Here is a 12,329-nt window from a genome sequence, read left to right as displayed (position 1 = left end):
CTCACCTCCTTGGATGCGCGTTGGCAAGACTGGGTTTACAGGTAACGGTTCATCACGCCCCAGAAGGCCAGCACACAGGCGGCCAGCGTGATGCAGCTGAAGACGCAGAAAAGCTTTACCTCGCTCCAGCCCCCCATCTCCAGATGGTGGTGCAGGGGCGCCATGCGGAAGATCCGCTTGCCGTGGGTCAGCTTAAAGTAGCCCACCTGAATGATGTCAGACAGGGTCTCGGCGATGTAGATGATGCCCACCAAGATGAGGATCAGGGGCACATCCAGGGCAAATGCCATGCCGCACACCGCGCCCCCCAGAAACAGTGAGCCGGTATCTCCCATGAACACCTTGGCGGGGTGGAAGTTGTAGATCAAAAATCCGCACAGCCCGCCAAAGAGGGCCGCGGCAAACAGCCCCAGCTCGTAATAGCCCCACCAGCAGGCCACGGCGGTGAAAAACAGGGCCACGGGCATGGTCACGCCGGTGGCCAGGCCGTCAATGCCGTCGGTGATGTTGACGGCGTTGACACATCCCACCATGACAAAGGCGGCAAACACCATATAGACCGGCCAGGGGAGGTTAAAGGTCACGTTGAAAAAGGGTACGTAAAGATCCGGCGTCAGATAGTTGTGGTTGCGCATGAGCACTGTGAACAGGATGGCCGCCGCCAGCTGGAGCAGAAACTTCTGCGGGGCAGTCAGGCCGGTGTTCTCGTGCTTCTTTACCTTAAAGAAGTCGTCAATGTACCCAATGACGCCGAAGACCAGCGCAAACAGGAACACAAACGCTCCGCCAAAACGGCCGGCGGCAAAATCCTGCCAGCCCAGGGCGGCCACCGCCACCCCGATGCCGATGATGAACATCAGACCGCCCATGGTGGGCGTTCCCTGCTTGGACATGTGCCAGGTGGGACCGATCTCCTTGATGGACTGCCCGGCCTTCATGGCCCGCAGGACCGGAATCAGGATCTTTCCCACCGCAGCGGCCACCACAAAAGCCACGACAAAACCCATGACGACTCTCAACATCTCTTTTGCACCCTCCAAAACCGGATATGGTTTGATTTTCGATTTCACACACAATGAGACCGGATAGGTATTTTATCACATCGTTCCCGGTGTTTCTACTCCCATTTCCAACAAACTTCCCCGTCTATTTCTGAAAATAGGCGGCAATTTCTTCCCGCTCATCCAGATGCTGCCGTACGCCGCCGATCTCCTGGTAAGTCTCGTGTCCTTTCCCGGCCAGCACCACCGTGTCGCCGGGCCGGGCCTGGTCCAGTGCCAGGCGGATGGCGGCTCTCCGGTCTGGCTCCACATACCGTTGGGCCGGAGTGCCCTCCATCCCGCCCAGGATGTCCCGGAGGATGGCCTCGGGCTCCTCTGTCCTGGGGTTGTCGGAGGTGACCACCGCCACATCGGCCAGGGTACCGGCAATGGCTCCCATCTGAGGGCGCTTGGACCGGTCCCGGTCACCCCCGCAGCCGAACAGGCAGATCACCCGTCCGGAGGTAAAGTCCCGGACCGTGGTCAGGATGTTCTCCAGCGCGTCAGGGGTATGGGCATAGTCGATGAGTACGGTATAGTCCGCCGGCACAGGTACCACCTCGATGCGTCCCCGGACACCCCTGGCTCCGGCCAGCGCACGGGCAATATCCGCCAGATGCAGCCCCAGCGCCAGTCCGCAGGCAATGACGCCCAGGGCGTTGTAGATGGTAAAGCCCCCGGGGATGGGCAGGCGGACGCGGGCGATCTCCCCCACGCTCACCGCCTCGAACTCCACCCGGTCGGGAAACAGACGCAGATTTTTGGCCGTCAGGTCGGCCTCGTCCCGGCACTCAGAATAGGTGATCTTTTCCCCTTCCACATTGGAAGCATAGTAGCGTCCGGCCTCGTCGTCCAGATTGAGCACCGCGGTGTCGCTCTGGCGGAACAGCAGGCCCTTTGCCTGGCGGTAGGCCTCCATGGTGCCGTGAAAATCCAGGTGGTCCTGGGTCAGGTTGGTGAAGATCCCCGCCCGGAAGCGAATGCCGTCCAGCCGGTGGAGCACCAGCGCGTGGGAGGAGGCCTCCATCACCACGTGGGTGCAGCCGGCGTCGGCCATCTCCCGCAGCAGCTTTTGTACTTCCCAGGATTCCGGCGTGGTACGGTGGGCGGGGAGGATCTCCTCCCCGATCAGGTTCTGGTTGGTTCCGATGAGGCCCACCTTGGCCCCCAGCACCCCCTCCAGCATGGCTTTGAGCAGATAGGTGGTGGTGGTCTTTCCGTTTGTGCCGGTGACGGCCAGCACGGTCAGCTCCCGGGCGGGATGGCCGAACCAGTTGGCCGAGACCGTTGCCAGGGCCCCACGGGTATCCGGCGTCACCAGCCAGGGGCCTTCCTCCCGGGGCGGCCGCTGGCAGAGCACCGCCGCCGCCCCCTGTTCCAGCGCCCGGCGGATGTACTGGTGTCCATCGGTCTGATAGCCCGTCAGGGCCACAAACAGGCAACCGGGCGTCATCGTTCGGGTATCATAGCAAATTCCTGAAATTTCCACATCTCCAACCTGCCGCTGTGTCAGCGCCACGCCGTCCAGCAGAGCATTCAGATACATGCACTCCCCCCGTTCTCCTCAATGATACCGCCTGTTACAGGCCGGTGCCGCCGCCGCCGCTGGCGGTGCTGTCGGTAAAGCGGACCTCCACGATGGTGCCGCGGTCCACGCTGGTACCAGCCGCTATGGACTGCTCATAGGCCACTACGCTGCTGCCATATTCGGTGGCGCCCGAAGCTTTCAGATACAGGCCCACGCTGCTGAGCTTCTGCTTAGCCTGCTCGGCGGTCAGGCCGATGAGGTTGGGCACCTGGACCTGGTCGGTAGGCACCTCGGTGCCCATGTAGAGCACCACCTCGCTGCCGCCGGGGATGGAAGCGCCCGCCGCCGGGATCTGTCCGGTCACGGTCTCGCCGTCGCCCACGGTGCGCAGGGTCAGGTTGGCCTTCTGGAGCTTACTGGTGGCATCGGCCAGGGTGGTCCCGGCCAGGTTGGGCACCAGGGTATCGGCAGTGGCAGAGTAGGTCTTTTCCACGCCCATGTAGTCCAGGATGTTCTCCAGCAGTTCGCTGGCCATCAAGGCCGCCATATTGCCGCCGCTGATGTACCAGCCGCCGGCGGTGGTGTTGGCACCGGGGAAGGCGGGCTTGGGGTTATCGTAGGCCAGCAGGATGACCACCTGGGGATCGTCCGCGGGGGCGAATCCCAGGAAGGAGACGATGGTATGGTCGGTCTCGCCGGTCTCGGAGGAACCGGTCTTGCCGCCGATACGGTAGCCCTCCACCGCGGCATTTTTACCCGTACCGCCGTCCACCACCTTCTCCAGGATGGACCGGCAGCGCTCGCTGGTCTGCTCGCTGACCACCTGGCGCACTTCGGTGGGTTCTGTATGCTGGATCACGTTACCATCGGGGTCCGTGATCTGGGAGACCACATAGGGCTTCATCAGGTGACCGCCGTTGATGACGGCGGACGCGGCGGTGATCATCTGGATGGGGGTGATCTTCAAGCGCTGGCCGAAGGAGGCTGTGGCCAGGGAGGAGATACCTTCGGCACTGGTAAAATACTCCCGGCTCCAGATCAATCCCGCGCTCACCGGATCGTTCTTTGGCTCGCCCTGCATATCGATGCCGGTGGGCTCCAGGAAACCGAAACTTTCCAGATAGTCATAGAATTTGTCCGCCCCCAGCTTCTGACCGATGGCGATAAAGGCCGGGTTACAGGAGTTGGCCACCGCCTTTTCCAGCGTCTGGTCACCGTGACCCTCACGCTTGGAACAGTGGATGGTGTGGTCGGCTACCTGCACGCTGCCGGAGCAATAGAAGTGATCGCTCTCACTGACCACACCCTCCTCCAGCGCGGCAGCCAGCACCACGGATTTAAAGGTGGAGCCTGGCTCATAGGTGTCGTTGATGGCCTTGTTGCGCCACTGCTGGTTCTGCAGCTGGCCCAGGGCCTCGGAATAGGCTTCCTCGCTGGCATTGGGGTCGTTCTTGACGGTCTCCAGATATTGGTTCAGCACCGGATCGGTAATTCCCCATGGGTCGTTCAGGTCGTAGGTCGGTGAATTGGCCCAGGCCAGGATCTCCCCGGTATTGGGATCCATGGCGATGCAGAAACCGCCGTCCTGGACCTCAAACTGCTCCACCCCTTTTTCCAGAATGCTCTCACAGAAATACTGGATGGTACTGTCCAGCGTCAGCGTAATATCGTTACCGTCGGTGGCGTCATAATATTCCTCAAAGCTGTAGAGCATCTCGGTACCCTTGCCGTTTTTGGCGGTCACCACGCGCCCCGTTTCGCCGGAGAGCTCATCGTCATATACCGCCTCCATGCCGTAGGCGCCGGTGTTGTCCAAGTTGGGGTTCACCCAGCCGATGACCTGAGCCGCCAAACTATTGCCCGGGTAATAACGCTTGGTCGTGGGCATGACAAACAGTCCGCCGGTGAGATGACTGTCCACAATGAACTGCCGCACGGCATCGGCCTGCTCGGTCTCCACCCGCCACTTGAGGATCTCGTACTGAGACCAGGTCTTCTCCAGACGTTTCAGGATGTCCTCTTCCTCCAGGTCCAGGATCCGGGCCAGTTCGGAGGCGATGTAGCTGTCGGTGGGCTCGGGGTAGTCCGGCATCTTATCCGCATCGCCATTGGCCTCTTCCACCGCTTTGGCGTAGTTCTCCTGGGCCTCCTCCACCCCTTTGGGAGAAAGCTGGATGTTGTAGACCGTAGCGCTCATAGCCAGCACTGCGCCCTTGCTGTCATAGATGGTGCCGCGGCTGGCCTCCACCTTACTGTCCATCGTCTGCTGCTCGATGGCCATCTGTTCATACTTGTCATGGTTCGTGATTTGGATGGACCACAGCTTGACAAACAGGGGGATAAAAACCGCCACACCGAACAGTCCCAGCAAAAATAAAGTGCGCACCAGGATCGTACGGTTGGCCCGGCGATCCGGCTGCTGCTGTGCCATTCTCTTTTGCTTCCGATATGCCATGACCGGCTCACCTCACAAAAATTTCAAATACCGCAGGAGGGCGTAAGAAAATCACTTTTCTTACGCCCTCTCGCTTCTCTTCGGGCTGCACAAGACAGCCCGTTCTATTTCTTTGGGGTCTGCAAATCAATATATGGCCCTGCTCACTGGAAATATTCCACGATCTCCGTGACAATGGATTTGACGCTCTGGAATGCGCCCTCCAGTCCGGCAGTTGGGGCATCCTCGTCAAAGAACGTCACCGTATCCGGCTCCGACAGATCCACGTAGACGATCTGTCCATTCTGGGGCTTGACCATCGTACCTGCGGCGGTCACCGACTCCTCAATGGTCCCCAGGTCGTAGGCCAGCTCATATTGGGCCCGCAGTTTGGCCTCTTCGGTCTGAAGGGTGGTCATCTCCTCCTTGAGCTCCACCACCTGCTCAGAGATCACGGTCAGCTGCACGTAGCTGAACAGCAGCAATACCGCAAACACACCGATGGCCAGAAAGCCAACCACCGCAAAGGGAGATACACTTCCAGCCTCCCGGACCCGCACCCGCGGCCGGACCACCGCCCGCTCTCTGGGACGGACCATGGGGCGGGGGCGCAGGACTTCCTCCCGCTGCAGCTGCCGGGCCGCAGAACCATCATATGCGTCATAAGGGATACGGTCGTATTGGGAAGATCTGCTGCTTCTGCGCTTGACGGCAGTTGCCATGAGTCCGTCCACTCCATTCTCTTAGGTATTCAGCTTCTCCGCCACCCGCAGTTTGGCGCTGCGCGCCCGCGGATTTTCCGCCAGCTCCTGTGGGCCGGAGACAATTGGTTTTCGATTTACCAGGCGTACCACCGGCTTCTTCCCGCACACACAGACGGGGAAATCCGGCGGGCAGGTACACCCTTTTGCAAAGGCCGCTAGGCCGTTTTTCACGATCCGGTCCTCCAGCGAATGGAAGGAGATCACCGCCAGCCGTCCGCCTGGATTGAGCCGGGGGACCGCCCGCTGGACCATCTTGTCCACCGAGCCCAGTTCATCGTTGACCGCGATGCGGATGGCCTGGAAGGTCCGCTTGGCCGGGTGCTGCTTTTCCCGCAGGGCCGCGGGAGGCATGGCGGCCTTGATGACCTCCACCAGCTCCAGCGTGGTCTCAATGGGCCGCTTTTCCCGGGTGCGGACGATGGCTGCGGCGATGGCGGGGGCGTAGCGCTCCTCCCCATACTGCCAGAGGATGCGCCGCAGTTCCTCCTGCGGCCACTCGTTGACCACCGCCCGGGCGGTCAGCGCGTCGCTCTTGTCCATACGCATGTCCAGCGGTGCGTCTGCCATATAGGAAAAGCCCCGGGTCGCATCGTCCAACTGGGGCGAGGATACCCCAAGATCAAAGAGCATCCCGTCCACTCCGGACAGACCCAGCCCGTCCAGAATGGCGTCCAGCTCGCAGAAATTGCTGTGTACCAGGCTCACCTTGTCTTTCCAGGGAGCCAGCCGCTCCTGCGCCGCGTCCAGGGCCGCCTGGTCCCGGTCCACGCAGATGAGCCGTCCGGTGGTCAGCCGCCGGGCGATCTCCCGGCTGTGCCCTGCCCGGCCCAAGGTGCCGTCCAGATAGATCCCGTCCGGCCGGATGGCCAGAGCCTGGATGCATTCCTCCAGCAGCACCGGTTTGTGGATAAATGTCGTCTCGCTCATATCAGAACCCCAAAGCCTCCATGCAGGCGGACATTTTCTCCGGAGTCATTTCCTCTTCCTCCTGGGCGCGCCATGCGTCGGCGCTCCAGATCTCCGCCCGGTCGTTGACGCCAAGGATCACCACATCCTTGTCCAGCCCGGCATACTTGCGCAGCTTCTGGGGGATCACGATCCGTCCCTGGCTGTCCAACTCGCATTTTGCGGCGTTGGCAAACAATGGGCGCATGGCCTTGGACTGACTCATGGGCAAAGAGGAAAATTTTTCTGTAAACCGGTCCCAGGTGGACTGAGGATAGATGGCCAGGCAGGCGTCCACCCCCATGGCCAGATAGAACGTAACGCCCAGCTCCTCCCGGAGTTTGGCCGGAATGAACAGGCGGCCCTTGGCATCAATGCTGTGCTCGTAGGTGCCGGTCATTCCGTTCACTTCCCTCCACTCAGCTTCTTAAGAGCGGTCTTTTGCTCCACTTTGCTCCACTTTCTTTTTCAGTATAAATGGTCTGTAACAGAATTGCAATAGTTTTTTTACCTTTTTTGGCGGGAAAAATGCCAATATTTCCGCCAAAATCGATCCTTTTCAGTACAAAAAACATATGTTCGATTTCTTTTTGTTACAAATGGCAACAAAAAAGCGCCATCCTCCCGGATTTGGCGCAAAAAAAGTCCCCCTATTAACCTACTATTAACCTATGTTACGTAAACAAAGCGCCCTGCGCGCATACGCACGCAGGGCGCTTGATTTGTGTGACCGGAGTCAGTCTTCCGCCTCCACATCGTAGGGCTGCCGGCTGCCGGAGGACGAGCTGGCGGCCCCCGTCAGAGCCCGGAACCGGGCCCGGGACTTCTTGATCTCATCATAGGCCTCAGCCACAGCCTCTTCCGTGCGGCGCAGGGCATCCTCACAGTAGTCGTTGGCTGCCTTGCGCAGGTCCCGGCTGCGCTCCTCCGCGGTACGCAGCATCTCGTTGGCCTTCTGCTTGGTCTGAGCCAGAAGCTCATCCTCGGAGAGCATCTGCTTGGCCTTCTCCTCCGCCTGCTTGCGGATGAGCTCCCCTTCCCGCTTGGCCGAAGCGATATAGTCCGCCCGGGCGGCGATGAGCTTTTTGGCCTCCGCCAGCTCCATGGGGAACTGGCCCCGGATCTCGTCCAGCAGGTCCAGCGCCTTGTCCCGCTCCAGAATGCACTTGTCACTGCTCAGAGGCATGCTCTTGGCCTCATCGATCATCTCAAAGAGCATGTCCAGTAATTCTTCCACGCCGGTGGCCATCAGCCATCCCTCCTGCTGTCCATTTTTTGCTGAATGTCGGCAATGATCTCCCGCGGAACAAAGTCCGACAGGTCCGCCCCATAGCGGGCCATCTCCTTGACCACGCTGGAGCTCACATAGGTATATTTCGCGCTGGAAGGCAGAAACATCGTCTCCAGCCGGGGATTGAGCTTACGGTTGATCAGAGCCATCTGAAGCTCATTTTCATAGTCGGATACGGCCCGCAGGCCCTTCACCAGGGTGCAGGCCCGCTTCTGCCGGGCGTATTCCGCCAGCAGCGTGGAGGAACAGTCCACCTCCACATTGGGCAGCTTGCACACCACCTTGCGGATGAGCTCTGCCCGCTCCTCCGGGGTAAACAGGCCCCGGTTGACCTTTTCCGAGTTGACCATGACGCAGACAATCAGCTTGTCAAAGCAAACCGCCGCCCGCTTGATGATATTCAGGTGTCCCAGGGTGATGGGGTCAAAGCTGCCGGGGTAAATGGCGGTCTTCATCCGCAGTCACATCCTTTACGGCCACGCGGTCCCTCAGACCGCGCGGTGGTACAGCGTGACCTTGATCTTGCCATAGCGGTAGTCCCGCCCCTTCACATAGGGCGCGGGCAGCTCCGGCAACATGCTCTCGGCCGCACTTTCGCAGATTATTATACCATTTTCCGTCACGATGTCAATCTTGGCGATGGTCTCCAGGGCCTTTTCCAGCAGTCCCTTGCCGTAGGGCGGGTCCAGAAAAATGAGATCGAACTTCTCCCGGCAGCCGGTGAGGAAGGCCAGATAATCCCCCTGCACCACCGTGCCCTGCCCGTCCAGCCGGGTGTGGGCCAGGTTCTCCCGGATGACGGCGGCGGCCTCCTTCCGCAGGTCCACAAAGGTGCAGTGGGCCGCGCCCCGGGACAGGGCCTCGATGCCCATCTGGCCCGTGCCGCCGAACAGGTCCAGCGCCCGCCGGCCCTCGATATCGAACTGGATGATGTTGAACACCGACTCCTTCACCTTGTCGGTGGTGGGCCGGGTCTCCAGACCCGGCAGTTCCTTCAGCTTCCGCCCACGGGCGGTTCCGGTAATCACGCGCATGGCGCTTCCTCGCTTTCCTGTTGTAAATTCGCCGTCACTGCGGCAGCGCGCCGTCGCCGTTCCAGAAAAACCGGGTGGCGGTGGCCTCCGGCACAGCGGCATAGTCCCACTGGTGGTCGCTCTGGCGCATGTAATCGCTGGTCACATTGAAATAAGCGTGGTGGATACGCTGCCACTGGTCCTTCCGCGGCAGCGATTCCCAGCCGGTGGGGTCGTTCCAGGTGGGGTCCACACAGTACCACTCCCCCTCCAGCTTCACCAGGTTCCAGGCGTGGTCGCTGGTGGAGCCGAAGGAGGCCCCCACCACCGTGATGCACTCCACCCCGGCCAGGTCCATCAGCAGCTGGAAGCTGGTGGCATACCCAAGGCAGATGCCCTGTCCCTCCACCAGCAGGCCGTAGGGATTCCCGCTGTCCGGCTGGCCCTGGGGCGTGTCCGGATCGTATACCGACTGGTCGTAGCTCCCCAGCCGGATCAGGGCGTCGTGGAGGGCCAGCTCCTTCTCAAAGTCGGTCATGTCCTCGGTGATATGTTCCGCGAAAATCTCCCGGCAGCGGGCCAGGATGGCGGCGTCCGTTTCGCTCAGGCCGTCCTCCTCCCCGCTCTCCCAGGCCGCCAGGATGGCGGAGGTATCGTAAAGAGTCATGTCATATTCGTTGGGAGGATCGAAGGGCTCAAAGCCGCTGACATCCAGGGTGGACACCGGCGTAGGATCGGCCGCCAGCACCTCCGATACCGCTCCGCCCAGCGCGTCCTCAAAGGCCGCCAGAGCCTCCTGGGGCGCTTCACACACCAGCAGAGCGGCATATCCGTCCCGGGCGGTGACCACCGCCTCCTCCAGCAGAGCGGCCTGGTCCGGGGCATAGCCATAAAAATCCCCCAGCCGGGCCTGCCGGTACGCCTCCAGAGCCTGGGTCACGGTCTCCCCGTCGTCCTCCTGGCTCAGGCGGAGCACCACGATCTCCCGGGCATCCACACCCGAAGCGGTATACGCCGCCGCCTCAGTCCACAGCCCTTCCTCCACACCGCACACGGCGGTGAGGTAGTCGGTCAGCCCATCCCCGGTGAGGGCGCTCAGCCCTTCCGCATTGTCCTGACTGTCCAGTACCGCCTGAGCCACCTGGTCCGCGCTCACATAGCCCGCCGGTGGGGAAGAGGGGCCTTCCGCCGGGGCGCCGCAGGCACACAGGGCCGCCAACAGGCAGGCGGCCAGCAACAGAGACAGTAGACGTCGTCGGGTCCTCATGACGGCTCCCCCTCCTTCTCCCGGAAAAAGTCGTACACCGCCCGGGCGGTATTTCTGGGTACCACAGCCTGGAGCTGTTCCAGGGTGGCGGCCCTGATATGTTTGATGCTCTTGAAGTGCTTGAGCAATTCGCTCCGCCGCTTCTCCCCCACGCCGGGGATCTGGTCCAGCACCGAGCCTTTGACCCGCTGGTTCTGCTGCTGGCGGTGGAACTCGATGGCAAAGCGGTGGGTCTCCTCCTGGATCTGGCCGATGAGGGAGAAGATGGCCTGGTTGCCCTGGATGCCGATCTCCCGTCCCTCCGGGGTCACCAGGGCACGGGTGCGGTGGCGGTCGTCCTTCACCATGCCGAACACCGGGATGGAAAGGCCCAGCTCCTCCAGCACCTTCACCGCCACCTTGGCGTGGTTCTCTCCGCCGTCGATGAGCAGCACATCGGGCTTGTCGGCAAACTTCTCGTCCCCGTCCAGGTACCGCTGGAACCGCCGCCGCAGCACCTGGTCCATGGAGGCGTAGTCGTTGGGGCCGTCCATGTCCTTCAGCTTGAAGTGGCGGTAGTCCCGCTTCAGGGGCCGGGCGTTGACATACACCACCATGGAGGCCACGATGTCGTCGGCACCCTGGTTGGAGATGTCGTAGGACTCGATCCGCCGGGGCGCCGACGGCAGACTCAGCATGCCGCCCAGCAGCTCCATGAGTTTGCTCTGCCGCTCCTCCCGGGTGGTCCAGCGCTCCACTTCCTCCACCGCATTCTTGTTGGCCAGGCGGATCAGGTCCATTTTGGCCCCCCGCTGTGGGGTCACCAGCTCCACTTTCCGCCCCGCCTGCTCAGAGAACAGCCGCATGAGGGGCACCTCGTCCTCCAGCTCACAGGGCAACAGGATGTGCCGGGGCAGGTTTCCACGGGCGCCGTAATACTGCCGCACCAGGGCGGAGAGAATGTCCGCCCGGTCTTCCTCCATGGGGGTCTCGATGAGGTCCCAGTCCTTGGCGGCCAGCTCTCCCTCCACAAAGTGGAGCACCACAAAGCAGCTGCGGGTGGCCTCCCCCTTGTGGAAGCCCACCACGTCGGTATCCGCCAGGGAGCCCGCCACCACCTTCTGCCGCTTGCCCAGCAGCTCGATGGCCCGGTACCGGTCCCGCAGCTCGGCGGCCTTCTCGAACCGCAGCTCCTCCGCCGCCAGCTCCATCTCCGCCTTCAGCTCGTCCCCCACCTCCTGGAACTTGCCCTCCAGCAGGCGGACGGCCTGGTCAATGGCCTCCCGGTAGCGGCTCTGGTCCATCTCGCGCCGGCAGTAGCCGTCGCACTGGCCCATGTGGTAATTGAGGCAGGGCCGCTCCCTACCGATGTCCCGGGGGAACTTCCGGTTGCAGGAGGGCAGTTTCAGGGCGATGCGCAGGGCGTCGATGATGTTCTGGGTGTTCCCCCGGCTGCCGTAGGGGCCAAAGTACCGGGCCCCATCCTCCGCCGCCCGGTTGGCCAGGGAGAAGCGGGGGTACTCCTCCTTCACCGTCAGGCGGATGTAAGGATAGCCCTTGTCATCCTTGAGCAGGATGTTATACCGGGGCTGATGGCGCTTGATGAGGGAGTTCTCCAACACCAGGGCCTCGAACTCCGAGTCGGCCACGATCACGTCGAAGTGGTCGATCTGGCTCACCATGGCCCGGGTCTTCTCCGTGTGGGAGGCCAGGTTGGCAAAGTACTGGCTCACCCGGTTTTTCAGGGCCTTGGCCTTGCCCACATAGATGACCGTGTTCTTCTTGTCCTGCATGATATACACGCCCGGCTTCAGCGGCAGGGCATGGGCTTTTTCTTTTAACTCGTCGAAAGTCATAGTAGGGGCAACACGCCCTCCTTTCTGCCGGGACTTGTCATGCCCTGCCGCTGGGCGCGCCAGCGGCCCGGCGCTCTGCGCCGTCCGAGCGTTTGGCCATTGGCCAAACCTCGCCGCAGGCGGAATTCACTTCCGCCGAGGATGTCAAATCATCCCCTTGGGGGGCCCCAAAAGCGCCCTGCGCGTTTTGGGGGATGGGCATGGGCTTTTTC

11 protein-coding genes are annotated in these 12,329 nt (G+C 61.8%); all 11 read right to left on the bottom strand.

What is annotated here, in order from left to right; translation table 11 throughout:
• Positions 1 to 35: 35 nt before the first annotated feature.
• The 11 genes from mraY to uvrC all read right to left on the bottom strand — a co-directional run bounded on the left by mraY (position 36) and on the right by uvrC (position 12,117).
• Positions 36 to 1,022 (bottom strand): phospho-N-acetylmuramoyl-pentapeptide-transferase, encoded by a 987-nt coding sequence (gene mraY / locus WMO45_RS12665; RefSeq protein ID WP_349141208.1) that lies wholly within the window; start codon positions 1,020 to 1,022, stop codon positions 36 to 38.
• 124 nt (positions 1,023 to 1,146) lie between these two features.
• Positions 1,147 to 2,586, bottom strand: coding sequence for a UDP-N-acetylmuramoyl-L-alanyl-D-glutamate--2,6-diaminopimelate ligase (locus tag WMO45_RS12660; protein WP_349141206.1), 1,440 nt, complete (start codon positions 2,584 to 2,586; stop codon positions 1,147 to 1,149).
• A gap of 34 nt (positions 2,587 to 2,620) precedes the next feature.
• On the bottom strand, positions 2,621 to 4,999 hold the full coding sequence (locus WMO45_RS12655; protein ID WP_349141203.1) for a penicillin-binding transpeptidase domain-containing protein: 2,379 nt from the start codon (positions 4,997 to 4,999) through the stop codon (positions 2,621 to 2,623).
• Positions 5,000 to 5,166: 167 nt separating this feature from the next.
• Complete coding sequence (locus WMO45_RS12650; protein ID WP_349141201.1) at positions 5,167 to 5,724, bottom strand: hypothetical protein; 558 nt, start codon at positions 5,722 to 5,724, stop codon at positions 5,167 to 5,169.
• Between the two features lie 21 nt (positions 5,725 to 5,745).
• The gene (rsmH, locus tag WMO45_RS12645; RefSeq protein WP_349141199.1) at positions 5,746 to 6,693 is read right to left on the bottom strand and encodes a 16S rRNA (cytosine(1402)-N(4))-methyltransferase RsmH; all 948 of its coding nucleotides are present in this window, start codon (positions 6,691 to 6,693) and stop codon (positions 5,746 to 5,748) included.
• Position 6,694: 1 nt separating this feature from the next.
• The gene (mraZ, locus tag WMO45_RS12640; protein ID WP_349141197.1) at positions 6,695 to 7,111 is read right to left on the bottom strand and encodes a division/cell wall cluster transcriptional repressor MraZ; all 417 of its coding nucleotides are present in this window, start codon (positions 7,109 to 7,111) and stop codon (positions 6,695 to 6,697) included.
• Positions 7,112 to 7,447: 336 nt separating this feature from the next.
• Positions 7,448 to 7,960: a hypothetical protein gene (locus WMO45_RS12635; protein ID WP_349141195.1), complete on the bottom strand. Its 513-nt coding sequence runs from the start codon at positions 7,958 to 7,960 to the stop codon at positions 7,448 to 7,450.
• Positions 7,960 to 8,457, bottom strand: a complete 498-nt coding sequence (gene coaD / locus WMO45_RS12630; protein ID WP_349141193.1) for a pantetheine-phosphate adenylyltransferase — start codon at positions 8,455 to 8,457, stop codon at positions 7,960 to 7,962. Before coaD ends, WMO45_RS12635 begins: the two co-directional genes overlap by 1 nt.
• Positions 8,458 to 8,490: 33 nt before the next feature.
• Complete coding sequence (gene rsmD, locus WMO45_RS12625; protein WP_349141191.1) at positions 8,491 to 9,036, bottom strand: 16S rRNA (guanine(966)-N(2))-methyltransferase RsmD; 546 nt, start codon at positions 9,034 to 9,036, stop codon at positions 8,491 to 8,493.
• Positions 9,037 to 9,070: 34 nt separating this feature from the next.
• Positions 9,071 to 10,282, bottom strand: coding sequence for a transglutaminase domain-containing protein (locus tag WMO45_RS12620; protein ID WP_349141189.1), 1,212 nt, complete (start codon positions 10,280 to 10,282; stop codon positions 9,071 to 9,073).
• Complete coding sequence (uvrC, locus tag WMO45_RS12615) at positions 10,279 to 12,117, bottom strand: excinuclease ABC subunit UvrC (RefSeq protein ID WP_349141187.1); 1,839 nt, start codon at positions 12,115 to 12,117, stop codon at positions 10,279 to 10,281. The genes WMO45_RS12620 and uvrC overlap by 4 nt, the downstream gene beginning before the upstream one ends.
• Between the last annotated feature and the right edge of the window lie 212 nt (positions 12,118 to 12,329).

Origin of the sequence: Flavonifractor hominis (assembly GCF_040095835.1) — a bacterium.
Classification (GTDB): Bacteria; Bacillota; Clostridia; order Oscillospirales; family Oscillospiraceae; genus Flavonifractor; species Flavonifractor hominis.
The sequence above is the reverse complement of the archived record's forward strand: the minus strand, read 5'-3'. Positions and strand labels throughout refer to the sequence as shown.